Source organism: Reichenbachiella agariperforans, from assembly GCF_900142205.1.
Lineage (GTDB): Bacteria > Bacteroidota > Bacteroidia > Cytophagales > Cyclobacteriaceae > Reichenbachiella > Reichenbachiella agariperforans.
Genome location: NZ_FRAA01000001.1, coordinates 1,305,692 through 1,332,343, shown reverse-complemented (window position 1 = coordinate 1,332,343; position 26,652 = coordinate 1,305,692). Strand labels below are relative to the sequence as shown.

22 protein-coding genes are annotated in these 26,652 nt (G+C 44.1%); 11 read left to right on the top strand and 11 right to left on the bottom strand.

The annotated features are described in order from the left end of the window. Positions 1–102 precede the first annotated feature (102 nt). The 8 genes from BUB99_RS05255 to BUB99_RS05220 all read right to left on the bottom strand — a co-directional run bounded on the left by BUB99_RS05255 (position 103) and on the right by BUB99_RS05220 (position 7,239). Positions 103–1,512: a cytochrome P450 gene (locus tag BUB99_RS05255; protein WP_221407486.1), complete on the bottom strand. Its 1,410-nt coding sequence runs from the start codon at positions 1,510–1,512 to the stop codon at positions 103–105. Between the two features lie 406 nt (positions 1,513–1,918). Further along, on the bottom strand, positions 1,919–2,308 hold the full coding sequence (locus BUB99_RS05250) for a nuclear transport factor 2 family protein (RefSeq protein WP_073120076.1): 390 nt from the start codon (positions 2,306–2,308) through the stop codon (positions 1,919–1,921). Positions 2,309–2,373: 65 nt separating this feature from the next. Then, positions 2,374–3,264 carry an MBL fold metallo-hydrolase gene (locus BUB99_RS05245; protein ID WP_073120073.1) on the bottom strand — a complete coding sequence of 297 codons (891 nt, stop codon included), beginning with the start codon at positions 3,262–3,264 and terminating at the stop codon, positions 2,374–2,376. 83 nt (positions 3,265–3,347) lie between these two features. Continuing rightward, positions 3,348–3,929, bottom strand: coding sequence for a Crp/Fnr family transcriptional regulator (locus tag BUB99_RS05240; RefSeq protein WP_073120070.1), 582 nt, complete (start codon positions 3,927–3,929; stop codon positions 3,348–3,350). Between the two features lie 235 nt (positions 3,930–4,164). Then, entirely contained in the window at positions 4,165–4,452 is a 288-nt protein-coding gene (locus BUB99_RS20740) for a type II toxin-antitoxin system RelE/ParE family toxin (protein ID WP_073120067.1), read from the bottom strand. Further along, positions 4,440–4,622, bottom strand: coding sequence for a hypothetical protein (locus BUB99_RS05230; RefSeq protein WP_073120064.1), 183 nt, complete (start codon positions 4,620–4,622; stop codon positions 4,440–4,442). The genes BUB99_RS20740 and BUB99_RS05230 overlap by 13 nt, the downstream gene beginning before the upstream one ends. 685 nt (positions 4,623–5,307) lie before the next feature. Continuing rightward, the gene (locus BUB99_RS05225) at positions 5,308–5,961 is read right to left on the bottom strand and encodes a hypothetical protein (RefSeq protein ID WP_073120062.1); all 654 of its coding nucleotides are present in this window, start codon (positions 5,959–5,961) and stop codon (positions 5,308–5,310) included. Positions 5,962–6,273: 312 nt separating this feature from the next. Continuing rightward, a complete protein-coding gene (locus tag BUB99_RS05220) occupies positions 6,274–7,239 on the bottom strand; it encodes a formylglycine-generating enzyme family protein (protein ID WP_073120059.1) in 966 nt (321 codons plus the stop codon). 581 nt (positions 7,240–7,820) lie between these two features. Between BUB99_RS05220 and BUB99_RS05215 the strand changes: the two genes are divergently transcribed. From BUB99_RS05215 to dnaN, 6 genes are all read left to right on the top strand, one after another. Then, on the top strand, positions 7,821–8,639 hold the full coding sequence (locus BUB99_RS05215; RefSeq protein WP_073120056.1) for a purine-nucleoside phosphorylase: 819 nt from the start codon (positions 7,821–7,823) through the stop codon (positions 8,637–8,639). Positions 8,640–8,765: 126 nt separating this feature from the next. Then, positions 8,766–9,677 (top strand): gliding motility-associated ABC transporter ATP-binding subunit GldA, encoded by a 912-nt coding sequence (gene gldA, locus BUB99_RS05210; protein ID WP_073120053.1) that lies wholly within the window; start codon positions 8,766–8,768, stop codon positions 9,675–9,677. Then, positions 9,677–10,408, top strand: a complete 732-nt coding sequence (gldF, locus tag BUB99_RS05205; protein ID WP_073120050.1) for a gliding motility-associated ABC transporter permease subunit GldF — start codon at positions 9,677–9,679, stop codon at positions 10,406–10,408. The genes gldA and gldF overlap by 1 nt, the downstream gene beginning before the upstream one ends. Next, positions 10,405–12,081, top strand: coding sequence for a gliding motility-associated ABC transporter substrate-binding protein GldG (gldG, locus tag BUB99_RS05200; protein ID WP_073120047.1), 1,677 nt, complete (start codon positions 10,405–10,407; stop codon positions 12,079–12,081). Before gldF ends, gldG begins: the two co-directional genes overlap by 4 nt. After that, a complete protein-coding gene (locus BUB99_RS05195; RefSeq protein ID WP_073120045.1) occupies positions 12,078–13,007 on the top strand; it encodes a DUF4340 domain-containing protein in 930 nt (309 codons plus the stop codon). The genes gldG and BUB99_RS05195 overlap by 4 nt, the downstream gene beginning before the upstream one ends. A 134-nt stretch (positions 13,008–13,141) precedes the next feature. Continuing rightward, the gene (gene dnaN, locus BUB99_RS05190; RefSeq protein WP_073120042.1) at positions 13,142–14,269 is read left to right on the top strand and encodes a DNA polymerase III subunit beta; all 1,128 of its coding nucleotides are present in this window, start codon (positions 13,142–13,144) and stop codon (positions 14,267–14,269) included. Between the two features lie 186 nt (positions 14,270–14,455). Here the strand turns inward: dnaN and BUB99_RS05185 are convergent, their stop codons facing one another. Next, positions 14,456–15,577, bottom strand: a complete 1,122-nt coding sequence (locus BUB99_RS05185) for a carboxypeptidase-like regulatory domain-containing protein (protein ID WP_139280899.1) — start codon at positions 15,575–15,577, stop codon at positions 14,456–14,458. 184 nt (positions 15,578–15,761) lie between these two features. Further along, complete coding sequence (locus BUB99_RS05180; RefSeq protein WP_073120036.1) at positions 15,762–17,351, bottom strand: PAS domain-containing sensor histidine kinase; 1,590 nt, start codon at positions 17,349–17,351, stop codon at positions 15,762–15,764. Between the two features lie 296 nt (positions 17,352–17,647). On the opposite strand from BUB99_RS05180, the gene BUB99_RS05175 reads away from it, so the two are divergent. The 5 genes from BUB99_RS05175 to ccsA all read left to right on the top strand — a co-directional run bounded on the left by BUB99_RS05175 (position 17,648) and on the right by ccsA (position 25,245). Continuing rightward, the gene (locus BUB99_RS05175; protein ID WP_073120033.1) at positions 17,648–18,538 is read left to right on the top strand and encodes a DMT family transporter; all 891 of its coding nucleotides are present in this window, start codon (positions 17,648–17,650) and stop codon (positions 18,536–18,538) included. 95 nt (positions 18,539–18,633) lie between these two features. Then, positions 18,634–19,950: an alginate export family protein gene (locus tag BUB99_RS05170; RefSeq protein ID WP_073120030.1), complete on the top strand. Its 1,317-nt coding sequence runs from the start codon at positions 18,634–18,636 to the stop codon at positions 19,948–19,950. 12 nt (positions 19,951–19,962) lie between these two features. Beyond that, on the top strand, positions 19,963–20,562 hold the full coding sequence (nrfH, locus tag BUB99_RS05165) for a cytochrome c nitrite reductase small subunit (RefSeq protein WP_073120028.1): 600 nt from the start codon (positions 19,963–19,965) through the stop codon (positions 20,560–20,562). A gap of 15 nt (positions 20,563–20,577) precedes the next feature. Next, on the top strand, positions 20,578–22,089 hold the full coding sequence (gene nrfA / locus BUB99_RS05160; protein ID WP_073120025.1) for an ammonia-forming cytochrome c nitrite reductase: 1,512 nt from the start codon (positions 20,578–20,580) through the stop codon (positions 22,087–22,089). Positions 22,090–22,104: 15 nt separating this feature from the next. Continuing rightward, positions 22,105–25,245: a cytochrome c biogenesis protein CcsA gene (gene ccsA, locus BUB99_RS05155; protein ID WP_073120022.1), complete on the top strand. Its 3,141-nt coding sequence runs from the start codon at positions 22,105–22,107 to the stop codon at positions 25,243–25,245. A gap of 560 nt (positions 25,246–25,805) precedes the next feature. Here the strand turns inward: ccsA and BUB99_RS05150 are convergent. Continuing rightward, on the bottom strand, positions 25,806–26,435 hold the full coding sequence (locus BUB99_RS05150) for a hypothetical protein (RefSeq protein ID WP_073120019.1): 630 nt from the start codon (positions 26,433–26,435) through the stop codon (positions 25,806–25,808). Between the last annotated feature and the right edge of the window lie 217 nt (positions 26,436–26,652).

Below are 26,652 nucleotides of genomic sequence, written 5' to 3'. Positions count from 1 at the left end.
AGGAGGCTCGAAGGGTCGTTGTTAATTATTGAATAATAAATTCAGTGTTTGTGTATCAAGCGCCGAGCTGATGGATGTTTTTTTTAATACGAGAGGGGAATTTTAAACCGCTTTTAGTTTAATGAGGAGGTTTTCTGGAAACATGCTGAAAGCAAATACTTCCTTCACTTCTTCGGGCCGTACGGCTAGTTCCAAATCAAAGTTTTTGCAAATCGTGGAGAGGGTAATCACGAGCTCGCTCATCGCGAGTCCTTTGCCTGGACAGAATCTAGATCCACCTCCAAAGGTTCGTATTATATCAGGACTGTGTGCACCACCATGCATGGGACACCCGCTGCTAATCCACCGCTCAGGCATGAATTCGTCAGGTCGGATAAAGTTGTCTGGATGCGTCTGCGCTACCTTGTTTTGCATCATGATGGTTTCGCCTTTTTGAAATAGATAGCCTTCTATCTCTACGTCCTCTAGGGCGGTCATGTATAGGTTGGGCGTCACAGGTTTGATGCGCAGCGATTCTTGAACGACGGCATCTGTATAGGTCAGTGCACTGGCTTCCTCGTATGTGCTGGGGGTGTGGGAGTTGCCATAGATGTCATTGGCTTCTTGGCGGATTTTGTCCACTATGGCTGGGTTTTGTGCCAAGTAGTAGAGGCTCCAGGAGATACTGTTCGAGGTGGTGTCCTCGCCAGCCAGTAGCATGGTGAATACATTGCCAAACACCTCGTCATCGCTGAACGTGCCTTCGTTGGCTTGCTGTACTAGCAAGGCTTCTAGGAAGTTGTTTGGATGGTCTTTGATCTCTGGATGCTCTACCAAGCGTTTTTTCCCTTCCTCGATCAGCTGGTGTACGGTGCTTTTGATTTCGACCATGGCCGTATCGAAAGCCTTGTCTTTTTTGGATTTGATGAGTCGCCAGAGTGGGAGCGGTGCGGTGATTCGGGCATTGATCATCGGGAATATCTTTTCTAGATGCGTTTGGATCACATCCTCGCCTTTTTCGAGTGTGTTCATGGGATACCCAAATGCAATCTCTGTGGTGATGTCTACCGTGTAGCGCATCATTTCTTTTTGTACATCTATGGTTTCTCCTGCTTGGGCCATAGCGTTCCATTTGGTCCATAGTCGGTCTGCGACTTTAGAGATCGTAGGGAAGAAGCCTTCTACATTTTGCCGGTTGAGAGCCTGCATGGTAATGAGGCGGTGTTTTCGCCATGCCTCACCTTCGGCATTGAAAACACCCAAAATACCCATCTCCTTCAAGATCTCTTCGATCTTATCAAAGCGTCTGAATTTCCCCGGTCTCAACCGCAGAATCTCTTTGTTGATCTCTGGCTTGGCTGAGACAATGAACTTCTTGCCGAGCAAGCTGATGGTAAATAGATCCCCTACTTCCTCGACCCATCGTTCCATGACCTGATGCTTGTTGTCCGCCTTGAACTGTGTTAGATGCCCTACGACGAATTTACCTTTGGGGGAAGGGAGTTGGCTGCTGGTGATCGGTGATGTAGTCATAGGTGTCGGAGGATTGTCTTTCGTATCGATAAAACTAATATTCATTTGATACAAAGCGGCATGAATCGCAGGGCAATCGCATTTAAACCTGCATTCTGTAATAAGAAACCTATTGCGGACTAGTCAAGTGGCTGAAATACGGATGTTTTGGGGGATTGGACTTACTACGTCATTGCGACAGAGCGAAGTGACGAGGCTTGTTCGCCGATTAGGAAGGTATCTGTAGGCGGTAATTGCAAATGCCAGCGTCTATTATGACTGATGCGCATTTGCAAGGCGTGCCTCATTTCAAATGCTCGGAAGGTTTTAGTTGCAATTGGGGAATGAGGCTGAGCAGGACGAACGCGTTGCAAACGCGCCCGATCGGAGTGCCATTCCCCTTTATCTACTCGACTGGGCTAGTGTTTTAACGTATTGCTTCGTCAACCAATTTACTGTCTACAAACTGCTCAAAACTAATAATCTTGCCATTGTTTAGTTTCCATATATGGGCAACTCTCGCTTCAAAATACTTGTTCGTTTTTTTATAGGTACCCGAATACGTGCCATAAGCAACTACTTTGTCTTCATTTGCAATATAATCTTCAGGAGTAAATTTATAATCAATCCACTCGCTACCTAAGCGCTTAAAAACATTTTCGGTAACACTTTCTAAGCCAATATAAGTTCCTGCATAAGGAAAGCCTTTGGCTTCTGTCCAAGTAATATTTTCAGCAACATGTTTGGCTAAATTCTTACCGTTTTCTTCTGAAGTTTTACCTTCATACGTGCTTTTTATGATATCTAGATTTGTCATAACATCTTGTTTAAATGAACAACATGACAATGCTAAAAGCATTATCATGTTGATGATTATAGTTCTTACCATTTCATTTCTCCTGTGTTTACTTTGGCACCTAGCATTAAGGCTGTTTCAAAAGTTAGATTTGGATATTTTGATTTTATTGTTGCTATCAACGCTTCGGAAGTTTTATTGCTTTTTAAGGCTTCTTCATAAAATTGAATATAATTCTTCGTGTGGTTTACAGCATCAATAGTGAAATCGGAATTGGTATTTGCGTGTGCAGGGATTACTATTTCAGGTTTTAATTCGCTGATCGTATTTAAGATCGAGATCCAGTTGTTACGAATCTCTGTTGTTTGTGCATCTGCCATCCACAAATTAAATGTTGTGCCAAAAACATTGATACCACCTAAAGCTGTTTTTATGGAAGGAATCCAAACGAAAGTTCTTTTTGGGAAAGTCTCTAATCCAATGATCTCCAATTTTTCGCCTTCTAACTCAATAGCGTTTCCTGTAAGAGCTTGAGGTAAAACAATATTAGAGGTGATCTTATCACCTAATTTTCCGCCCCAAACTTCTAATTTCTTTTGAGCTGTTGCTTTAATGTGCTCTATTGTTGCAGGCGAAGCATAAGCAGTAACCTCTGGGAAATATTTCTTGAATACTTCTAATCCGAAATAAAAATCAGGGTCACCATGTGAAACATAAATCGTGGTTAATTTCTTTCCTGAGTTTTTGATTTCTTGTGCTACCTCTTCGGCATCTGCCAACGTAAATTGTGCATCTATCAATACCGCATCGTTTTTACCTGAGATAATTACTGATGCGACACCAAAGCTGTTTTCTGATGCATTGTACACTTGTAATTTAAATTTGTTTGTTTCTATTGTTTTGAAACTTTGTGCTTGAGCGTCCATATTGAATAAAATTAAAATTGTTACTAATGCTGTTGAAATAATCGATCTCATGTTGCTTGTTTTAAATGATGGTACAAAGATGCGATGACTACCTGCTACAAAACATTGAACAAGTTCAATAAACGAATTTCCGACTACTTTTTACTAGCGATTTTTCGTCTTATTTTACTCAAAAACTCGTGGCTAATGCCCAAGTAAGCGGCAATCTGCAGGTTGGTTAATCGTTGAAATAGGTTGGGATGTTTTTCAATAAAGTCCAAATAACGTTGGTCGGCAGTTTTACTCAAATTATCTATCATTCTTCGTTGCAACGCGATATGCGTTTTTTGAGTCATGACTCTAAACAGTTTTTCTATTTCTGGAATATTATTATAAGAAAACTCTTTGTCTTTTTTTGATATGAGTAATACCTCACTATTCTCTAATGCTTGAATATAAAGTTGTGATGGTTTTTCGTTAGTGAAACTGTCTATATCGGTAATCCACCAATTTTCTTTAGCAAAATAGAGTACTTGTTCAAAGCCATTACTATCTACGTGATATACTCTGAAAAGTCCTTTGATAACAAATCCCTCAAACTTGCAAAGTTGACCTTCTCGCAGTAGAAAGTGTTTTTTTTGAACTTCCTTTTGGTTAAATAAGTTGCAAAAGCTATCTATCTCTTTTGGGGAAAGGGTAATATGATTTAATATATTTTGTTTTAATAACTCTGTCATTTTCGGAGGATTTCTACATTACGACCAACCCTTAGCTATGATGAGTGAGGATTAGAAAACACTAACCTCTCGTCTCGCACATAGCCAGGCCTTATTTCAAATATATTACTTGTGGTGGATTTTCCAATCCCCACGAAAATATCCTGACTATTGGGGTATGATCAAACAAAGTTAACACGAAAGTTCCCGCAGGTGGAAGTCCCCTGCGAGCGGGACGGTAACCGTCACTTGGATTTTATATGTCAAGCAGTTTGGCTGAATGGTGTATTGTTAGAATGTCAATACGCTCATCGGTTGCGGTAATGTAAATTATCCGGTAGTTACCTAGGATTACTTCACGGATTCTTGGAATATTAAGTTCTGGTACAATTCGTCCAGAATTTGGAAAGGTTGCTAGTTGCCTTACCCGTTCACGAATTCGTTGAACCTGAATTCTTGCGTATTTCACAGAGTTTTGTGCGATAAAGTCTGCGATTGCTATGAGATCGTTCTTGGATTGAGGAGTCCAATTTATCTTAACCATTCGGGGAGCTCTTTGTCGAGTTCTTCGTCTGGAATTACCTCGTTAGCTTCAGATTGAACTAGCCCTCTATCAATCTTCTCTAAAAGTATGAGTTCATCTATGGCCTGATCAACCGAGAATTCACTTGGAAGCTGGCTAAACGCGTTTATTACTTTTTCTTTTGTGAGCATGTTCAAATATACAAGATGTTAGGCTCATGATCAAGTGTCCTATTTGCCCACCGTGTGCGCCCAGTATGTGCATGTGTTAACAAAGTTAACACGAAAGTTCCAGCAGGTGGAAGTCCCCTGCGAGCGGGACGGTAATTGCAAATGCCAGCGTCTATTATGGCTGATGCGCATTTGCAAGGCGTGCCTCATTTCAAATGCTCGGAAGGTTTCAGTTGCAATTGGGGAATGAGGCTGAGCAGGACGAACGCGTTGCAAACGCGCCCGATCGGGGATGAGACCTGATCTGTCCAACCTAAGCTTAGTTCGGCTCCCATGTTGCCTTACCTCAGGGCCGAGGTAAGCTTAGTTTCACCCTGTAGTAAGCTTAGGTTGGGGCTCTGGTAAGCTTACCTTCAGGCTCAGGTAAGCTAAGCTTTTGTTCAAAGCGCATAAAGCCTGCTCAAATGCCTTTTTAGAAGGTTTTTGGGTGATGAAATAAATCCCCTGCTGATTTCTGATTCCCCCCTGATGAACACATGATTATGGCTGGGTATTGAGCCAATGAAGGTCGCCAATTAGGAGTAAGCAAGTCTGAAGACTTGCCTTGTATATATGCTTTCAAGTCTCGCTTTGCGCTAAGACTTAAAAGAGCTAGGTGGTGTGAGAGGCGCACTGGCGGTCATTTGACCGTCAGCCGTCTACTCGATTAGCAGCCTTTCGAGTCTCTAATTTTTATAAATTTATCCCAAACTTCTGCGGATTCTCGTTCCAAATATTCGTTGTATTCACTGAAGGTTTTGTATTGACTGTTATCTGCGTAATGCTTGAGACTTAAGTCGAGCCTGACCAAAAGCATGTTCCAAAAAATTCGGCAAAGTTCGCCATCAGTTCCAGTTGTTTTGGTTAACAGGAATTTCATAAATAGAATCCATCTTTTTTGATGAAATTCGGTTGAGAATAATAACCAATTCTGTAAATGGTAAAGGGAATAATGAATTAGAGACTGAACCTCGAATATGTAAGTAATTTCTTGGTTCTCGTAGGAAGGATGTAATTGGAGATCTTCAATATCTACGCATATGTGTTTGATTTTGTATCTGTCAACGAATGCAACCTTGTATATGTAATCGTTTTGGATTTGGTTGTTGTGTTCCGATAAAACTCCTTCCAAATAGTCATTTGCAATCTGAATGTTGTCATGTTCAATTGTTCCTTGGTTGAGCCAGCTTTCAAAGCTGGAGTTCTTATCGATACAGTTTCCAACATCACGTGCCATGTCGTTGGCGTATTTAATTGCCTTGTACCAAACTAACGGTGAAATATTAAGGGTTTCTATATTTACTCTTGACTCTTTGTTCATTGCAGATCGTGGCTGCTAACAACCGAACACGTGACACCACGTCACATATCCGCATTATATTTTTAATTATTTATCTTCTCAAGGTATTCTCTATTCAATGAACCTGATGTGAAGTATGCTTTGAACTGTAATAGAAAGTAAAATAGGGTAATAGATCGAAAGTGACAAGACAAGGGTACGTCCTGAATTCGAATTGCGTAATCAGAATATCTTTCCAAGGTCTTAAGGTCTGTTTTGATGCAAGCTTTGGAGAGGGGGCTAAAACAGCCTAGCCCTTTATGGAAACTGCTATTTAGAATCGAACTCAGGTTATTAGTATTTTTTCTTGATTTCGGTCAAGCATCGGAAGCCTACATCCATGCGATAGGCCTGCACGTCATCTGGGTAGAATAGTTCGTCTGCTGAGAAAGCGGTCATGAAACTTCCGCCGATCGCATAGCCTCCCTGCACGAGCTCCTTGACATTGCCATACAGGTTATAGATGCCTGAGGTAGTCGGCGTGAAGCTGTAGGCATAGGCTGGTATCTCAATGCCTAGCGGTTCATCGGTATCTATTTTGAAATGATGGGTATAGCCAAAGTAGACATCCAGATCTATCAGCGCAGGGTTGGCGAAGCGGTTGTCTATCCATTCGGTATCGAGGTGTTTTTTTTCATCATTGCCCAATTTGTAGTTTTTGATGTAGATGTTTTTGGATGGGATTCCTGCCATTTTTTTCCATTCTGATTCGGTAGGGAGTCTGCCAGCGTAGAGGTAGTAGTTGCCGTCTTTGATGAGTGCCTCTTTGTAGTTTCGGTTGACTTTTTTGGCGCGCCAGTCGCAGTAGGCGCGTGCGTTTTCGTAGCGGATGCCTACGACGGGATAGTAGTAGAACTCAGGATTCAGAAAGTATTTTGACCGGTACTTGGTTTCGAGCTGGGGTAGGTAGGGTTTGTCCGCATATTTGCCAGAGTCCTTCACTACATAGAACAGAAATTCCTGATAGTCTATGTTCGTCACCTCGGTCTGATCCACATAGGTGCCCTCCGCGATAGGGATCGTACCTGGAGGGGTGATGTAGGCTTGACTGAAAAACGGATTGTTTCGATTTTCCTTCCAAGGATCAAATTTCCCTAAATAAAAGACGCTCTTCTCTGACGCCCTATTGACATCATAGAGTTGGTAGATGACGCGACCTTCTTCGCTGTTGTAGGTGTAGTATGAGTCCGTTTTGGCGCTACAGCACCCAGGGTCTGCTGCCTCGGGGTGGTTTTTTTGCGCGGATGCGCAAAAAAACATACACAGAAAAAGGAGTGTCAGTAAACTGCGGTACATGATGAATGTTTAAGTCGTATAGTTGAGCGGGTCGAGGATTACGAAAATATAAGAAGTACGAGAAGTGCGCAACTTTTGGGACGTCCCAAAGTGCAATATCCCTAGAATTAGGTAATTGGCTTCCCTTACTCAGGGCCGTCGTATTTAAAACACTGACTCCTCCAAGGGTTAGGTATTTATAATGCACAGTAGGGGTATAAACTATGGCCTTGATTGTATGGCTAAACCCTTGGGGGGCTGCATATTGGTTTAAATGCAATTGCTCTGGGCTTGCGAATAGGCTCTTCATCGCAACGAAAACCTCATTATATTCGCAGCTTCATTTTAGAAACCTGTGTTCTGTTTTTTTAATGCGCTAATAGGAGAGCAATCAAGATGTTTTTGTCATTGCGACGATTAGGAGAAATCTAAGGCGATATCGTATAGTGACAGCTTAATTATAGAGGTATGGAAAAAGTTTGTAGGAAGCCTTATAGCCAAATTTATTAATCAAACTCAGGTTAGAAGATACTTAGAAGAGTCACCTTATAGCACAGATACAGACGATGACAGCATACGAGCAGATCAAAGAAGCGACCGCATATATCCAGTCCAAGGTGGATTGGACACCCAGTTACGGGATCATCCTAGGGACAGGGCTGGGCGCATTGGTAGACGATATCGAAATCGTCGGGGAGCTCAACTATGAGGATATTCCTCACTTTCCGATCTCTACGGTAGAGTTCCATACGGGCAAACTGATTTTTGGTCGCCTCGGAGGCAAACAGGTGGTGGTGATGAAGGGGCGTTTTCACTACTACGAGGGCTACACGATGCAGCAGGTGAGTTTTCCGGTGCGGGTCATGAAACTGCTCGGGATACAAAAACTGTTCATCTCTAACGCAGCAGGGGCCCTCAATCCAGACTATGGCAAGAGTCACCTGATGATCCTTGAGGACCATATCAACCTCCAGACAGAGAATCCCCTAGTCGGGAAAAATATCGATGCGCTGGGGGATCGTTTTCCGGATATGAGTGAGCCCTATGACCAGTTGTTGATTGGTCGTGCATTGGAGATCGCAGCGCGGCTAGATACCAAGGTGCACCGTGGTGTATATGTAGGAGTCAATGGCCCTAATCTGGAAACGAGAGCTGAGTACAAGTTTCTCCGTATCATAGGCGCGGATGCCGTGGGGATGTCTACTGTACCAGAGACGATCGTAGCACGACAGATGAATATCCCCGTCTTTGCAGTATCCGTGATGACGGATCTCTGCTACCCAGGGCATATCGAGAAGGTCAAAATCCAAGACATCATCGCAGCGGCCATGAAGGCAGAGCCAGCCATGACCCAGTTGATCCGTGAGCTGATCGAATCGGATTGATGTCAGTCATATGTGTGCGAAAACTATTAAATATGGTTAAAAGCGAGGGCTAGATTATTAATTCTCGATTTCAATGATAGTTTTGCATCAGTTTGTCAATCAATAGGAAATTATAAGTACTTCGTCTTGTCAATAGTAGTAGAAAATCTCACCAAGATATACGGTCAGCAGCGTGCCGTCTCGGACATTAGCTTTACGGTCAATAAGGGTGAAATCCTAGGCTTTCTCGGTCCCAATGGTGCTGGTAAATCTACCACGATGAAAATAGCGACCGGCTATCTGATCCCCGATGCGGGACAAGTGATCGTAGCGGGTGAGGATATCGTCCAGCAAACACGCGCCGCTCAGCGAAAGATAGGATACCTGCCAGAGCACAATCCGCTTTATTTGGATATGTATGTGCATGAGTTTTTGCAATTCTCGGCAAGGACTTATCAGATGTCTAAACCTACGGCTCGCATCGCAGAGGTGATCGAGCAGTGTGGGTTGACGAGGGAGCAAAACAAAAAACTAGGACAACTGTCCAAAGGCTACCGCCAGCGTGTAGGGCTGGCGCATGCGCTCTTGCATGAGCCAGAGGTACTGATACTCGATGAACCTACGACTGGACTTGATCCTAATCAGATACTAGAAATCCGGAAACTGATTAAAGAAGTGTCTCGTGACAAGACGGTGATTTTTTCGTCACACATCATGCAGGAGGTTCAGGCGTTGTGTGATAGAGTCGTCCTCATCAACAAAGGCGAGATCATAGCGAATCAATCCATCGCGGATTTCTCCAAAGGTCTCCAAACCGAAGCGGTACTGCGTGTAGAGTTCAAACAAGCGATAGATGTATCGGTATTAGAAGGGCTGGATGTACTGACGAAAGTTACGCATCAGCAGGACGGACACTACAAAGTACATGCTGCCAACAGTGAGGAGGCCAGAAGTGCGATCTTCAAACTAGCAGCCGAACAAAACCTGCCACTGGTCGGCTTGCAAGAGGAGGGAGACTCGCTCGAAGATATTTTCCATCAACTAACGCAGGAGAGCTAATGTTCGCAGTATTCATCAAAGAAATCAATAGTTTTCTCAATAGCCTGATTGCCTACATCGTGATCGCGGTGTTTCTCACGACGATTGGGCTGTTGATGTGGGTGTTCCCAGAGAGTAGTATTTTAGAGTATGGCTATGCAGACATGAGCACACTGTTCAACCTCGGGCCGTATGTATTCATGTTTTTGATCCCGGCGATCACCATGCGCTTTTTTGCGGAGGAGAAACGCACAGGTACGAATGAGTTGCTATTTACTCGTCCGATGACGGCTATTGATATCATCATGGGCAAATACCTGGCAGGGTTCGTACTGGTTGTCTTGTCTGTCTTGCCGACGCTATTGTATTTCTACTCCGTGTATCAGCTAGGCAAGCCTGTCGGTAACCTCGATATATCAGGGACTGTTGGTTCATATATTGGGCTACTGTTGCTCGGTGGAGTGTTTGTTAGTATTGGCGTATTTGCGTCAGCGATCACAGACAATCAGGTGGTGGCATTTGTGGTAGCGGTGTTCTTGAGTTTTGTGTTGTATTCGGGGTTGGAGTCTTTGGCGGCTATTGATATCTGGGGTGCTTCTGCGTTGATATTGCAGCAACTTAGCATCGTGTTTCACTATGGCGCATTGAGCCGTGGGTTGATCGATATGAGTGATATAGTGTATTTCTTGAGTGTCATCGGTGTGATGTTGCTGTTGACGAAGTTGGTATTAGATGCGAGGAAGTGGTCATGAATAAACTAGTCAACATACTGCAGTTTTTGATAGGCGTGATGGTACTTGTGATCATCAACCAGCTGGTGGATCGTTTTCCAATCCGTATCGATCTCACAGAAGAAAAAAGATACTCTATCTCCGATGCGAGCAAAGAAGTTCTGGAGAGTTTGCAAGAGCCTGTTTATGTGGAGGTTTTTCTGGAAGGGGAAATGCCTGCTGGATTTAAACGTCTGCAAAAAGCCATTCGGGAGACGCTCGATCAGTTGGAGTATTACTCCGATGATCAGGTGGTCTATACCTTCAAAGACCCATCTGCTGCCTTGAGTACCAAGGCGCGCAACGAGTATTTTCGTTCGCTGATGCAACGTGGTCTGCAACCTACTAACCTCAACTATACCCGTGATGGCAACAAGACGGAGAAGCTAATATTCCCAGGGGCAATCGTGAGCTACTATGGGAAGGAAATACCAGTACTGCTGCTCAAAGGAAATCAAGGTGCATCGGCCGAGGAGCAGCTGAACCAGTCTATCGAAGGGATAGAATATGAACTGGTGAGTGCGATTCGCAATCTTTCCACGGATGTGAAAAAGAATGTAGGCTTGATCCTAGGACATCAAGAGCCTGACTCGCTGAATCTGGCTGGTTTGACTGGAGCACTGAGCGAAAAGTACAATGTGTTTAAGGTAGATTTACCTAGCCGTACGGCGGATCTGTCGGTCTATGATGCAGTGATATTGCCCAAACCTACGACGCTATTTAGTGCGCAAGAGAAATACCTGCTCGATCAGTACATCATGCAGGGAGGCAAGGCATTGCTGTTCCTCGATGCGTTGCGTGTGAATATGGATAGTGCCTCTGGAGAGGGAACTTATGCTTTCCCTTATGAACTGGGACTAGACGACATGCTGTTCAAGTATGGTGTGCGCATCAATCGCAATTTTGTGCAGGATATTTTCAGCGGGGAGTTTCCTATCGTAGCGGGAATGACTGGGGATCAGCCACAGATACGCATGCTGCCATGGCCTTTCTTTCCGAATATCAACACTTTTGGGGATCACCCGATCACTAAAAATCTGGATGTGATACAGATGAAATTCGTCTCCACGATCGATACGGTCAAGGCGGACGGAGTGACCAAAACACCGTTGTTGATGACTTCTCAGTACTCGATGGTGTCTTCTACACCTGTCAAAGTGGCGTTTAACGAACTGCAAAAGAATCTCAAACCTGAGCGTTTTACGGCAGGGTCGCAGGTGACTTCTTATTTGCTCAAGGGGAATTTTACCTCGTTGTACAAGAATCGGATTTTACCGGATGGCGTGGACAAAACGAAGTTCAAAGAGAATGGGGAAGAAGCTGTAATACTCGTGTGTGCGGATGGAGATATGATCCGAAATGAGTTTGACCTACAGTCTGGAGAACCACTGGAACTAGGGCTGAGCCCGTACAATCAGCAGAAGTTTGCCAATGCTGATTTCGTGCTCAATACGCTGGATTATATGCTCAACGAGGAGGGAGTGATCACCTCTAAAGCCAAAGAAATATCGATCCGTCCGCTCGACAAGGTGAAGGTGGCGAATGAAAAGCTGTGGTGGCAGTTGTTTAACCTGGTGCTACCTATCGTACTGCTCGTTACGTATGGCGTGGTACGAGTCTATTTGAGAAAAAGAAAATATGCAAAGTTCAAATGAGTAAGGTTCAAAAATTAGGTGGAGTATTATTGGTCTTGGTACTGATATCTTCTGTGCTCTTCTTGTTTGATGGGCGTGGAGGGAGTGATCAGATCGACCGTGATCGTTTTGTGATTGCAGACACGGCGGCTATCGATGCGATTCATATCCAATCGACGGATCAGGACATACATGTCGTTCGTCAGGGGGATACTTGGACGCTCAACGATACCTTGGCGATCGATCCATCACTGATGCAGATCACCAATAGCATCATGAGTCAGGTGACTGTACAGCGTCCCGTCAGTCAGTTGAACAAAGCTGAGGTGAGACAACAGCTCGAAAAGACAGGGCAGAAAGTAACGATCTCTTTAGGAGACGAGAGACGTACGTTCTATACTGGAGGGAACCTCCAGAAGACGCAGTCTTACTTTGCTGATGAAGAATTGAAGGAGGTTTATCTGGTAGGGATACCGGGATATCATCACTATATCCCTGGGATATTCGAGTTGACACTCAACCAGTGGAGAGATCGATTGTTATTTGATTCCAACTACCGGAGCATACAGGAGTGGACGATAGATTATGCAAAGGGAGTTGATCTCAAAATGGAATTTGAGGATAGGTTTTTTAGTATCGCTGGTGTGCAGCAGATAGATACTGCGGCGCTGATGAGCTATTTCAACGGTTTTGAGCAGTTTCAACTCAATGACTACCTGAGTCCAGGGAAGTATCCGCGCTATGATAGCTTGTTGACGACAGCACCTATTGCTCATTTGTCATTGACCGATATTGATCAGCGAAAGAATAGAGTGTTGGATATCTATGCCAAGATTCCAGGAGAGCGATTTTATCTTTATTCGGATGCCAATAAGGAAATGATCGTTGTGGACGAAAAGCGTACCGAGGCACTGTTGAAATCTCCTAGCCAGTTCAAAAGAGAGTAATCTGATATACCCCTTTCATTGCTTTATTTTAGGGGTTTTTTATTTGGATTTTATCATTAACTTTGGCTCAAATTCTGAGGAGTGTCTTTCCTCGTGTTTTCATATAACAAGAACATAACAAATTCCTTTAGCTAATGAAATTTATCGTTTCATCCTCGTACTTATTGAAGCAACTCGCAGCTATCAATGGCGTGATCACTACTAATCCTGTAGTGCCAATCCTTGAAAATTTTCTATTCGAAATAGCTGATGGTAAGTTGACGATTACAGCTTCAGATTTACAAACTTCGATGATTACGGAGTTAGAAGTGGAGGCCAAAGAAAATGGCAGCATCGCAGTTCCTTCTAAAATCTTGTTGGAAACATTGAGAAACCTGCCAGAGCAACCGGTGACTTTCACGATTGACGAAAACTCATACAGCATTGAAATCAACTCTGACAATGGTCGATACAAATTGGCTGGGGAGAATGCTACAGATTTTCCTAAAGTCCCTACTGTGTCAGATGGTAGCTCGGTTAATATCTCATCAGATGTATTAGGCAACGCGATCAATAACACCATCCTAGCGACGAGCAACGATGAGTTGAGACCTGCGATGACGGGGGTGTATCTGAACCTATCAGATACCAATACGACCTTCGTAGCGACTGACGGACACAGACTGATCAGATACAGAAGAGTGGATATCGCTTCTGATGCTGGTGCGAGCATGATTATCCCCCGCAAAGCATTAACACTATTGAAATCTACATTGCCATCTGGCAATACCAATGTCAACGTAGAGTACAACGTAGCGAATGCGTTCTTCAAATTTGACGGGATTCACATGGTGTGCCGTTTGATTGATGAGCGTTTCCCGGATTACGAAAATGTGATCCCGTCGAACAACGATAATGAAATGACCATTGATAGATTAGAGCTTTTGGGATCACTCAAACGTATTGCGATCTATGCAAACAAAACGACTCACCAAGTACGCTTGAAGATAGCGGGCAGCGAGTTGGTGATTTCATCAGAGGATTTAGACTTCTCTAATGAGGCAAATGAGCGTCTATCTTGTGATCATGACGGTAGTGATATCGAGATCGGGTTCAATGGTAAGTTCTTGATCGAAATGCTAGCCAATATTAGCTCTACACAGGTAAGTATGAAGTTCTCAGAGCCGAATAAGGCAGGACTACTCTTTCCAGTAGATGGAGACGAAAACGAAGACTTGTTGATGCTGGTGATGCCGGTGATGTTGAGCAACTATTCTGCATAAGAGATAAAGTAAGAACATTCGAAAGGCGAACCATCTAAGAGGGTTCGCCTTTTTAGTTTAGGACTTGCGTGCCATGAATTTAGGTCTGCTGAAACATAACAATAAGCATAAAAATCATACAGTACATTTCTCTTCACTGACCTGCTCTTTACTGAGTCCAGGCATGACTAGTTTAGCAGATTGGAATTATTTTTTCGCTAAGGACTGGCGTTCTTTTTGACTCAGTGCAATATAGGTGTGCCCCTCCCAGAAAGTGTCTGAAAATGATGATGCTTCGTGAAAGAAGATCGCTTCTTCCGCGAGAGTGTTTTCTAGTACGGGTGTTTCATAGATAGTTTCGAAATCAGTGACTAGCATCAGTGCTTCCATACTGTAAGTACGACCGTCTACCGTCCATTCTCCTAGGTAGGATACTCTATGGATGTAGCATGTACCATCGATCTCTTTGTACTCTTCTATCCATTTTACACGAGTCCAAAAGTCTTGATGTGCGATGATAGGATAGTATTCGGCACGGATCACCGCTTTGGTTTCAGAATCTACAAATAATGTACCACTGGCAGTCCCTTTTTTGGTTCTTGGTTCAAAATGAATTTCGAAAACTTCTCGTCCATCGTAGATGGTGAGGTCTTGCTTGGAGAAGTAGTAGGCATCTTTGTTTTCAGAATCTAAAAAACTTGTTTTTCGTCTAGAAGCAGCTTGAACCATATCATGGACGTGACCACTAAACATAGGCATGTCGACTGTGTCGAGTAAGACAAATTCTTTCTTTCTTGTTTTTTCTGCTCTGACCTGTACTTCGTTATCACTGTAGATAGTCGGGAGGTAGATGTCGAAAATCCCCTCTGCGATGAAGTAGTAGTTGTCGCCGTAGCGAATCGACTCTTTGTAATATGATTCTAGTAGTTGATCCTCATATTCGTAGTTGAGGTGGTGGTGACTATATACATCGGCCATGACGTTTTCGGCCGAATAGATTTTGACATCATTCAACATTTGAGTTTGGTTATTCATGGCAATAACTAGATCAGTAGTCCCTGCTGCCAAGGTTAGTTGTTCTGATTTGTATCCCATGTATTTTACCTCTATGTATACACTATCTACTTGTTCGTGTATAGTCAGGACAAACTGCCCATCTAGGTTGCTGGTGGTACCGGAGTGTCCATGTACGATATTGGCAAAAGGTAGGGGAGCATGTGTCTCTGCATCAATCACTCGGCCATATATCATCGTGTCTGATTCGGCTAGTCCTGATAGGCTGGTACATAGGAGGAGAGAGGTTAGCGCATATAGGTTAATCCAATTCATGATAAGTGTATCGGTTACAGTAATCTCTCGAATCAAGCTAATATTAGGTAGGAGGCTGCAAAATTCCTACATACAATAATAGCTGTATGTACACATTTGTCTATCCTCTATTGCTCGAAATTGATCGATGAAAAATGGGGTATTCATCGAAAATGTACGTGTAGATGTAAGTAGATGCTAAGTATTATAGCTGGGTTTCTTTAGGGATGCTGATGAAGACGGTGGTACCATGATCGAGTTGGCTTTCGAGTGTGATTTTCCCTTTTAGCGCATTGATATGATTGTATGCCATATATAGACCTACTCCGCGCCCCTCGATTTGCGGATGTAATTTTTCGTAGAGCTTAAACAGACGATCCTTATAGGCGGTCATATTGATGCCCATGCCATTGTCTTCTATTGCAAATCGATGTTCTAACTCATCAGACTCATATCGCACATTGATAACGGGAGATCTGTCTTTGTGCTTGAATTTGATAGAGTTGTCAATGACCTGCAGAAAGATGTTATTTAGGAAGCCTGGTATAGATAGGATTTCATCCGTCTCTTCGAAATTCGTTTCTATTCGTGCTTGGCTTAGGATGATAACTTCTTCTAGTTCTTGCTCGACTGTCGATAGACATTCTTGGAGATTTACCTGTTGGTAGTGCTTGTGTTTTTTGTCACGAATAGAGACGGTTTTGTTTAGATCCTTGATGATCATGTCCAGATTGTTTGTTGACTGACGCATCAGGTCTAGAATTTCTTTGTTGTCACTGTTGAGGTTGCTTTCATCTATGATTTGAGTTAACCCCATGAGGTTGACGAGTGGAATTCTTAGGTTGTGGGAGATGATGTGTGCAAAACGTTCTAAATCATCGTTTTGTCTCTGTAACGTTGAAATCAAAACGTTTTTTTCTTCTTCAATGGCATTCCTTTCCGTGACATCTTGGATTACACCATGTATTTCATCTCCTTCGATTTGTGAGTTTTCGGTAGCGATGAATTCAGTTCCATCTTTTCTCTTGAACTTAATTTTGTAATCGATCAGCATTCCGTCCGTTTCCAACTGAGCGATGAGGTTGTCTCGGTAGTTTTCGTTGGAGTAGTATGTGCCACATTTGTGGTGCATCATCTCTTCTTCGCTGTTGTAGCCAAACATTTCTACCATGGTTTGGTTGACGAATAGTACGTCACCTTTTTTGTTAGAACGATAGATCCCTACTGGCAGTGTTTGTGTGAGGAGTTTGTAGTTGCTTTTGGTTTTGAATAGGTAGTTGGTGGTTTGTGTTTGTTTCGAGATATCCTGTATGGTGCCAATCACTCGGATGGGTACACCAGCAGCATCTTTGATAACCTCTCTTTTTTCTGAGATATGTTTGATGAAGTGGTTTCGGGTTTTGATACGGTACTGTATGCGTCTGGGATATCCTCCTTTGATGGCGTCTTTGATGGCATTGTCATAGTCTTCGAGCTCATCTTCAAAGATGATGGCGCGTATGACTTCTATGCTAGGTGTGATGATCTTGGGTTGGTCAAAAATATTATAGACTTCATCTGACCAAGTCAGTGTGTTGGTGTTCAGATCCCAATCCCAGACACCTAGTTTGGCTTCTTTCTGCGTATGATCAAAAAGGAGTTTCAACTTGTCATAGTCTGAACTGCTAGGATTATTTTCTCCTACGTCTTGGCCATTTTTCTTCAAAAAGTCTTTTGATTTTTTGAAGATTATAGCAGAACCACCGCTTATAAGCCCCACTGTGAGTAGAGACCCAACGATACCATAAAAATCCATAAATGCTACTTAAAATCTGTCTATGCTGTTTGGTGTGGTAGGTTTATAGTACAGTCAGTTTTGTAATTTTTCTCGCTCAAATCTATACTTTTTTATCCTGTCCACCAACTACTCACAATCTGTCTCTTGACAGATTGTTTTAATGGGTAGCACTTCATTTGAAAGGCTAAGGTGAACAGGTACAGTTTTTTAGTAAAGGCTTGAGTATGTTTTCGTCACTAAGATGGCTCATTAATGTATCTGAGGCGATGTAATAGTGCTAGATACATTGTTTATTTGTGGCTTACCGCCATTGTATGAAGCCATTCTCTTCTAAATCTTTTGGGTTTTTAATTGCACTTTTGGGTGTAGTACTCTTTTCTGCTAAAGCCGTCATGGTTAAGCTAGCGTATGTCCATGAGATTGATACAGTGACCTTGCTACTCTTTCGGATGATGTTTTCTCTTCCTATCTATCTAGCGATTGCTGCATGGAACTTTTCTGTATTGAAAGAAAAATTGACGCCTAGGATATTTGGAGCGGTTATACTGTTTGGGTTTCTTGGTTATTATTTGGCCAGCTATTTTGATTTTCTGGGCTTGCAATACATCAAAGCGAGTTTGGAGCGAATCATTTTGTTTATTTATCCCACGATCGTTTTGTTTCTGTCTTGGTTTTTTTTGAAAAAGCGGATTACCAAAAACCAGATGATCGCAGTGGTGATAACCTATGCTGGGATCATAGTGATGTATCTTCAAGAGCCTGGATTTTCTGAGCTATCCAATGTCACGGGGGTGCTACTGATTGTCTTGAGTGCTTTGACTTATGCGTCGTATTTGGTGGGGAGCGATTGGTTAATTCCGAAATTGGGACCAGTGGTGTTTACTTCTTTGGCGATGATGATTTCTTGTGCATGTGTGGCTGTTCATTATTGTTTCGTAGGGGACTTTGAGTTGATGAGTTATCCGATGGAGGTGTATGCTTTGAGCTTAGGTATGGCAGTGTTCTCGACGGTTATTCCTTCCTATCTGATTTCCTATGCAATCAAGTTGTTGGGAGCATCGGACTTCTCTATTGTAGCGAGTTTTGGACCTGTCTCTACGATTGTATTGGCTTGGATATTTTTGGGTGAGCGGTTGACGGTTTTTCAGATGGTTGGGGCGATAGTCGTGATTATCGGCGTGTATTTCGTGACGAGGAAAAAGTAGAATGATTCTCTATTGAGAAGACAATCGCTAATCTGTTTTTTAACATAAAATAGATTGTATCTTTAGGCTCATATTAAATTAATCTGTCTAATCGAATGAAATATTCCAAGCTTTGGCTCGTAGCGTTGGCCATGTCTTTCAGTTCTTATCTTCAAGCACAATTTATCATAGATGCCCAAGTCAGACCGAGGGCTGAATTTCGAAACGGGTTTAAAGAACTAAATGCCCCTGATGAAGGCCCTGCCTTCTATACAGAACAAAGAACACGACTGTCTGTTGGGTTCACTCAAGAAAAATACAAGATCAAAGTGACTGTACAGGATGTTCGTATGTGGGGATCCACCAATCAACCCTACAAAACCGACGACAACAATACGTTACATTTTTCAGAGGCTTGGGGGCAATATTTCTTCACAGACAAATTGTCCTTCAAAGCAGGTCGGCAGATTATCCGCTATCACAACGAACGTTTCTTTGGTAGTTCGAACTGGCAGCCACAGGGCAGGAGTCACGATGCGCTGTTGTTGATTTATGAGGATCTGGAATCAGGATGGAAGATTGATATAGGGGGGGCATTCAACCAAAATGCCTATGAACCATCTTTGCTCCAAGGGACTTTTTATGATGGGGTCGTTAATTACAAACACATGGAGTATGTCTGGCTGACCAAAAGGTTGGAAAAGCTAGAAATCAATGCCATGGCACTGAATAATGGATATCAGAATGTGACTGATTCTAGTGGGGTCGCTCAGCAGAGTTTTGCCTTGCTGCTAGATTATAAAGTAAACGATCGTTTGAAAATAGGAGGAGAATCCTATCTGCAAATGGGAAAGAATAGAGCGGGAGTGGATAATTCTGCACACATGCTGGCAGCTTATGCGACCTATAAGACTGACATGACACCCATTAAACTTGCTGTGGATTACATGTCAGGGACTAGCTATGGATCATCGAAGGATCATTCTTTTAATTCTCTATTTGGATCTAATCATAAATTCTATGGCTACATGGACTACTTCTATGTGGCTAACCCACACCGTATGCAGGGAACGGTCTACAACACTGGCTTGTTGGATTTCCGCATCATGACAGAGTGGAAGACTGGAGCAAATTCTTCACTCAAAGCCAATATTCATCAGTTTTTTAGTCCTGTAGATATCGTTGATATCAATGACGTGTCACAATCCTACTCGAGCAATCTTGGTACAGAGATCGATCTAGTGATGACTTGGAAACTGGATCCTGCAGTCACTATCAACCTAGGCTATTCTCAGATGTTTGCCACTGAGTCGATGGAGCAGATCAAAGGAACAGTGACGGGGTATACAGGTGAAGCCTCAGCACTCAACAACTGGGCTTGGGTCATGGTAGATTTTCGTCCACAGCTTTTTAATTCTTCGAAGAAGGATTAACTTAATGATACCATGAACCTCCTAAATAAGATAGTACCGCCTGACCAGTGGATCGTGCCTGTTACCTTATTGTGTGGGCTGATGGCTGGTTTAGGGTTCTATGTATTGAGAGTGTCTAACGCGGTATCCTACCTCTCTGACGATCCCAAGGCATGCATCAATTGCCACGTGATGACTCCCGAGTACATCACGTGGGATCATAGTTCGCACCAGCGTGTCACCGTCTGCAATGATTGTCATGTGCCGCACAACAATGTGGTGAATAAGTACTATTTCAAAGCAATGGATGGATTGTATCATGCCTCGATCTATACTTTACGCTTGGAACCTCAGGCGATCACCATGCGAGAACCCAGTCAGCATGTAGTACAAAACAATTGCATCAGGTGCCATATCGATCAAGTCACCGATGCAAAAATGGCATCTTGGGTGGACAATCATGAAGAAAATAGAACCAGCAGAGCCTGCTGGGAATGCCACAGAGAGACTCCTCATGGCAGAGTGAAAAGCTTGGCGGCCATTGGTCAGTTCATTGAACCGTTGTCCGTCCGTCAGCAGCAGAAGGAGTTTGTCCCTGACTGGATCAAAAAACAATTGAAGTCTTCTAAATAACCAAATGTCCCGACCATGGCCTCTATCAAAAAAAGACATGTATTTTTATTTTTTGCGACTGCAGTAGCAGCCTTTTTACTGAGCCTATTAGCCAATAGCATCATCAGTAGAAAAACTGAGTCCAAGTTCGCCTACCAACCCATGGTAGAGATAGCCGACAATGAACCTCGAAACCAAGTCTGGGGAGAGAACTTCCCGAGGCAGTATCAGTCGTTTTTGGAAACCAAAGACACGACTTTTCAAAGTTACCAGGGAGGGAGCAAGCATGTAGACATGCTGGAGAAAGATCCTAGACTGGTAGTTTTATGGGCTGGATATGGCTTTTCGAAAGAATACAATGCGCCGAAGGGACACTCCTATGCTATAGATGATATTAGAAATATCCTTCGTACAGGAGGGCCTACAGGTTCTGGGACTGGTCCCATGCCGAGTACTTGCTGGACCTGCAAGAGCCCAGACGTCCCTCGTCTGATGAATGAGATCGGAATAGACGAGTTCTATAGTGGCAAGTGGGCAGACAAGGGGTCTGAAGTCGTCAATGCCATAGGGTGTGCCGACTGTCACAACCCTGAGACCATGAGCCTTCGCATCACCCGCCCTGCGCTGATCGAGGCGTTCGAGGCGATGGGCAAGGATATCAACGCATCGAGTCATCAAGAGATGCGCTCTCTGGTGTGTGCGCAGTGCCATGTTGAGTACTATTTCAACAAGAACCTTCCGGGCAAAGAAGGCGTGCCTTATTTGGTGTTCCCATGGAGAGACGGTACTTCTGTGGAGGCGATGGAGGCCTACTATGATGAGATCAATTTCAGTGACTGGACGCATGCGGTGAGCAAAGCGCCAATGCTCAAGGCTCAACATCCAGGGTATGAAATATACAGTACGGGCATACATGCCAAGCGCGGGGTGTCCTGTGCGGATTGTCACATGCCATATACCTCAGAAGGTGGACAGAAGTACACAGACCATCATATCCAGTCTCCTCTCAACAACGTGACCAACTCCTGTCAGGTCTGTCATCGTCAAGACAAAGAGGATTTGGTAGCAGATGTCTATACAAGACAGAAAAAGGTTGGTGAAAATATGGAGAAGTTGGAGAAAATTTTAGTTCGTTTGCACCTAGAAGCGGGCAAGGCATGGGAATTGGGCGCGAGCGACGAAGATATGGAAAGTATTCTTCAGGATATTCGACATGCACAGTGGAGATGGGACTATTCGGTAGCGTCTCATGGGGCTTCTTTTCACTCTCCCGTGGAGGTGAGTAGAGTGGTCAGTTCGGCGATGGATGTGGCAGGCCAAGGTCGGATCAAGCTGGCCAGATTGCTGGCGAGTTTGGGGTACTACGAAGAGTTGCCCTATCCAGACATCACCACCAAGGACAAGGCGCAACAATTGATGGGAATCGATCGTGTAGCTTTGGAGAAAGAGAAGGAAGAGTTTAAGGAAAATATCATACCGCAGTGGCTCGAAGAGGCTAAGAAACGTGAAGAAGGCATGGGGGTGAAGAAGGCCGTCTCCATGAAGTAAGGAGATACAAATCATATGAAATCAGGAATTTTTAAAGTATTGTTTTCTAATCAGTTGACAACAGTGCTTCTTTTGCTTTTTGCCATAGCAATGGCTTACGGTACATTTTTGGAAAACGATTTTGGTACGCAAGCCGTCCAAACGATGATCTACAAAGCCTGGTGGTTTGAGGTGATCATGTTTTTGTTGGTGCTCAATTTTGCGGGCAACATCTTTCGTTACAAGCTCCTGCGTAAGGAGAAGTTTCCCATCTTTTTGTTTCATGTCGCATTCATCGTCACGCTCATTGGGGCATTTGTGACACGCTACTATGGTTTCGAGGGGCTCATGAGTATCCGTGAGGGGCAGGCTGCTTCGCAGATCGTTTCGCAGGAGCGCTACCTTCAGATCGAGGTGACCAAGGGAGACTACAAAGAGACCTACGAGCAGCAACTCAATTTATCCTTTTTCAGTCAACCTGACTTTGACTTGTCTTTCGGACAAAATGGAGAGGTGACGGTAGAGGCTGCCGCTTTTGTGCCGCAGGCCGAACAAAAAGTAATTGAATCCAAAACAGGAGGTACCGTACTCACTGTAGTGACTGCCGGCACCACCGGTAGAGAAAATTTGTACTTGCAGTCGGGCGGGTCGATCCTGGTCAATAACTACCCCGTCACATTCAACAATCCCGTACCGGGAGCAGTCAATATCTATGACATGGATGGCGAATTGAAGATTCAGTCTCCCGTAGAGCTATCGTTTATGATCATGGCTACCCAGTCAGGGGGTAGGTTGCCTGCAGATACGCTACAAGACCTGAAATTGCGCGCGCTGTACCAAGGGGAAGGAGTAGCCTTCGTAGTACCAGAGATTTTTGAGCACAGCGCAGTGGTCTATCGTCAGTCCGAGGATCAGCAAAAGGCCAAGACGCTGGATGATCTGCTGTTTGTCAAGCTGTCAGATGGTGAGATACAGCATGAGGTGCTTTTGCCGGCTTTTGATGGCAACTACAGCGACAAACAACACGTGCAATTGGGGGCGTATCATGTCGACATCACCTACGGACCCAAGCCCATACAGCTGCCCTTTGAGATTGCATTGAATGATTTTGAGTTGATACGCTACCCTGGATCAGTGAGCCCATCGTCCTATTCGAGTCGTGTCACGGTCATAGATGGAGAGGAGCAGTTCCCGTATCACATCTACATGAACAATGTACTGGACTACCGTGGGTATCGATTCTTTCAGGCATCCTATGATACCGATGAGCTGGGTACGGTGCTCTCGGTCAACAGCGACTGGTGGGGGACGAACATTACCTATCTCGGCTACACTTTGCTGGGTATCGGGATGTTCTTGACACTGTTTTGGAAGAACTCTAGGTTTCAAACCATCAATAAGAAATTGTCCGCACTCAATGCCAAGAAGGTCGCTTCTACGGTTGCACTGGTGTTAGGACTATGGAGTGGCGTATCTGCTCAGGAGGCGGGTCAACAAGACCAACAAGCCTTTCTCAACAGTATAAAATCCAGTTATATCCCCGCGGACAAAGCCAATGATTTTGGGGAGTTGCTCGTGCAGGATCTGGATGGACGGATCAAACCAGTCAATACTTTGTCATCCGAATTCTTGAGAAAGGTGCATGGACGCTCGTCTTTCGCTTTGACGCCTGATATGAAGCTCAACAGCGATCAGCAGTTTTTGATGATGCAAATCAATCCCATGGTGTGGCAGGCTGTGCCCATCATCAAGATCGATCCGAAGAAAGGAGCGGCCATCCTCGAAACGATAGGCAAAGAGGAAACCAAATATTTGGCTTTCACCGACCTGTTGGACCAACAAGGCAATTACCTGCTATTGGATTTGGTGGAAGAGGCCAACCGCAAGAAACCCGCAGAGCGATCCAACCTGGACAAGGAGCTGATCCATGTAGACGAGCGGTTCAATGTTTTCTTTCAAGGCTTGACCGGATACTATTTAAAATTGTTTCCGCTAGAAGGCGATCCAGAGAATACTTGGTTTCATGACAAATACGAGGGAGAGGCGTTCAAAGGAGAAGATTCTGTATTTGTGAAGCGCATCATGCCGATGTACTACCAGAGTGTACTCAAGGCCAGTAGAGACAAAGATTGGACGCAAGCCGACGAGACGCTGAGCTACATCCGTACCTTTCAAAATGTAAAAGGTGCAGCCGTGATCCCTAGTAGCAACATCCAGCGGGCAGAATTGCTGTACAACAAACTCAGGTTGTTTAACCACCTGTTCTCTTTCTTCTGGTTGACAGGTATCGCACTATTGGCCGTTGCGATCTTTTCGGTTTTTTATCCGAACAATTCGTTGGTCGACAAGAGCAAGATCGGCTTGACCGCAGTGGTTTTTGTAGGCTTTTTGGCCTTGACCTTCAACCTGATCTTGCGGTGGTATGCAGCACAGTATCCTCCTTGGAGCAACGGCTATGAGATGATCATATTGGTGTCTTGGGCGCTGATGTTGTTTGGCTTCTCGTTTTACCGCAAGTCTGATTTTGTGGTGCCGCTGGCGGCTCTGTTTGCTGGGACGCTGCTGTTTGTGGCCTTCTTGGATTGGCTCAATCCTGAGATCACCAACCTTGTGCCTGTACTCAAATCCTACTGGCTCAAAATCCACGTGGCGATCATCGTGAGTAGCTATGCGCCGTTGGCCTTGTCGGCATTGCTGGGGATACTCACCTTGGTGTTTATGATTGTCGAGAAGAAGGGCAATGAGCGCTTGTTCAACAGCATGAAAGAACTAAGCTACATCAGCGAAATGTCCATGACCATCGGACTGTTCATGCTCACCATAGGAACCTTCCTCGGTGGGGTATGGGCCAATGAATCCTGGGGGAGATACTGGGGATGGGATCCAAAAGAAACCTGGGCACTGATCTCGGTGATCGTGTATGCGACGATACTCCACCTGCGTCTCGTACCGAAGCTCAACGACCTTTATGTCTATAGCTTGGCCAGTGTAGTAGGGTTCTTTAGCATCATCATGACCTCCTTTGGGGTCAACTACTACCTTGCAGGCTTGCATTCTTACGCCAAAGGTGATCCCGTACCGATCCCACAGTTCGTGTACTGGATCGTGGCTGGCGTGGTGGTATTGGCGATCCTCTCCAAGTGGAACTATAAGAAGCTGCACGGGCAGAAGAGCTAATCGCCGCTGACCGTGCAGGGCTCGCATTGATTGGGGATTTGAAATGCCCATCGTCTCTATAGATGTCTATCCTAGTACACTAGTGCAATTGCGATCGAGCAGTAGAAGTACTGGGACAAAAGCCTGCGCAGACTTTGTCTCAAACCTACTGATGCTTTACCAAAAACCTACTGATACTTTGCTTCAGACCAAGGCAGACTTTACACCAAACCCGTACTGGCTTTGTTTGAAACTCGTACGGGTTATATACAAACCCGCGTAGACTTTACGTGAAACCCGTGCAGACTTTACTCCGAATCTGCACAGACTTGAGATCAAATCCGCGCAGACTTGGAGGCAAACCCGCACGGGTTTGTGGAAAGACAAAAACAGACAATATCCTCAATCTCCCTCGTCTGTGACGAGGATGTCATGGTAGAGCATTTGCAATGCGATCAACAGCAGGAGTAAGGGATTCGAATTTTTCTAAATATCTGGAGAAAGATATATTAATAGCAGATCAACCAGCCATTTGCTGTGGAGGATTGATTGGGCTTATGCATGAGTTACGCAGGTTTTAGTTAATCCCCTATCGCAAGGCTTATCTTTTGAATCACATTGAAGTCACGGTAGATTTCAATATTAGGATCGAAAAGCTCTTGGGTTTCGTAGATGATACTGACGTCTTTACCTAAAAGAGAAGGGTAGTTTTGATCAAGGTTGATTGGGGATTCTACAGCGCTTAGCCAGTAGTATTTGACTTCTTTGTCGTAGGAGTCCTTTAGAGTGAATACAACGAAAAGCTCACGATCTATATGCGAGACAGTTCCTACAGCTTCGACATTGGTAGTGGTTTCAGTTTCGGGAGCTGTCACTTTGTTGGTGAGCCTCATGAGGGTGTTAGGGCAAGTAGTTGCCATTTTCACGCCTATGGTTCTACCTAGTTTTTCTCCTTGTCCATTCGAATCAATATTCTCTAAGTCGATATCATAGTCCTTCATGAGTTGCTTTTTGTAAGGCTGTGCGGCCTCTATCATGCATAGGCCCAGCTGTAGATTGAACTCCTGCATAGGTAGGTCTGTAGAGACCTCATCTACACACTCGCATGATTTGGAAAGAATATTATCCATGTATTTCTGTGCGAAGGTGTTGGATAGGACGAAAATCAAGAGGGTGGTCAGAAGGAATTTGTACATAGCTATTTTGTTCATTGTATGAGTTTCTTTGTGACGTTCAAATTGTGGAAAATATAGTTTCAAACAAAGTCATAAGACAGGTCTTTGAAAGAAATAGAACGGAGGACGGCCTCTAGATTTCGTATCTCTCTCCAAGAGAGATAATTGGAGTTTCATTGATCCTGTTCGATGAGTGAGTCACACAGGTGAAAATGAGGTCTGCGTATCACAGGATTGAAACAAGATCATGAAT

What these genes read in the sequence shown, in the direction of transcription:
- BUB99_RS05240 (WP_073120070.1), bottom strand. Translation starts at nt 3,929, where the DNA reads ATGACAGAGTTATTAAAACAAAATATATTAAATCATATTACCCTTTCC.
- BUB99_RS05220 (WP_073120059.1), bottom strand. Translation starts at nt 7,239, where the DNA reads ATGTTTTTTTGCGCATCCGCGCAAAAAAACCACCCCGAGGCAGCAGAC.
- BUB99_RS05170 (WP_073120030.1), top strand. Translation starts at nt 18,634, where the DNA reads ATGAAATATTCCAAGCTTTGGCTCGTAGCGTTGGCCATGTCTTTCAGT.
- BUB99_RS05195 (WP_073120045.1), top strand. Translation starts at nt 12,078, where the DNA reads ATGAGTAAGGTTCAAAAATTAGGTGGAGTATTATTGGTCTTGGTACTG.
- ccsA (WP_073120022.1), top strand. Translation starts at nt 22,105, where the DNA reads ATGAAATCAGGAATTTTTAAAGTATTGTTTTCTAATCAGTTGACAACA.
- BUB99_RS05150 (WP_073120019.1), bottom strand. Translation starts at nt 26,435, where the DNA reads ATGAACAAAATAGCTATGTACAAATTCCTTCTGACCACCCTCTTGATT.
- BUB99_RS05185 (WP_139280899.1), bottom strand. Translation starts at nt 15,577, where the DNA reads ATGAATTGGATTAACCTATATGCGCTAACCTCTCTCCTCCTATGTACC.
- BUB99_RS05255 (WP_221407486.1), bottom strand. Translation starts at nt 1,512, where the DNA reads ATGACTACATCACCGATCACCAGCAGCCAACTCCCTTCCCCCAAAGGT.
- BUB99_RS05180 (WP_073120036.1), bottom strand. Translation starts at nt 17,351, where the DNA reads ATGGATTTTTATGGTATCGTTGGGTCTCTACTCACAGTGGGGCTTATA.
- gldG (WP_073120047.1), top strand. Translation starts at nt 10,405, where the DNA reads ATGAATAAACTAGTCAACATACTGCAGTTTTTGATAGGCGTGATGGTA.
- BUB99_RS05225 (WP_073120062.1), bottom strand. Translation starts at nt 5,961, where the DNA reads ATGAACAAAGAGTCAAGAGTAAATATAGAAACCCTTAATATTTCACCG.
- gldF (WP_073120050.1), top strand. Translation starts at nt 9,677, where the DNA reads ATGTTCGCAGTATTCATCAAAGAAATCAATAGTTTTCTCAATAGCCTG.
- dnaN (WP_073120042.1), top strand. Translation starts at nt 13,142, where the DNA reads ATGAAATTTATCGTTTCATCCTCGTACTTATTGAAGCAACTCGCAGCT.
- nrfH (WP_073120028.1), top strand. Translation starts at nt 19,963, where the DNA reads ATGAACCTCCTAAATAAGATAGTACCGCCTGACCAGTGGATCGTGCCT.
- nrfA (WP_073120025.1), top strand. Translation starts at nt 20,578, where the DNA reads ATGGCCTCTATCAAAAAAAGACATGTATTTTTATTTTTTGCGACTGCA.
- BUB99_RS20740 (WP_073120067.1), bottom strand. Translation starts at nt 4,452, where the DNA reads ATGGTTAAGATAAATTGGACTCCTCAATCCAAGAACGATCTCATAGCA.
- BUB99_RS05250 (WP_073120076.1), bottom strand. Translation starts at nt 2,308, where the DNA reads ATGACAAATCTAGATATCATAAAAAGCACGTATGAAGGTAAAACTTCA.
- BUB99_RS05245 (WP_073120073.1), bottom strand. Translation starts at nt 3,264, where the DNA reads ATGAGATCGATTATTTCAACAGCATTAGTAACAATTTTAATTTTATTC.
- BUB99_RS05215 (WP_073120056.1), top strand. Translation starts at nt 7,821, where the DNA reads ATGACAGCATACGAGCAGATCAAAGAAGCGACCGCATATATCCAGTCC.
- BUB99_RS05175 (WP_073120033.1), top strand. Translation starts at nt 17,648, where the DNA reads ATGAAGCCATTCTCTTCTAAATCTTTTGGGTTTTTAATTGCACTTTTG.
- BUB99_RS05230 (WP_073120064.1), bottom strand. Translation starts at nt 4,622, where the DNA reads ATGCTCACAAAAGAAAAAGTAATAAACGCGTTTAGCCAGCTTCCAAGT.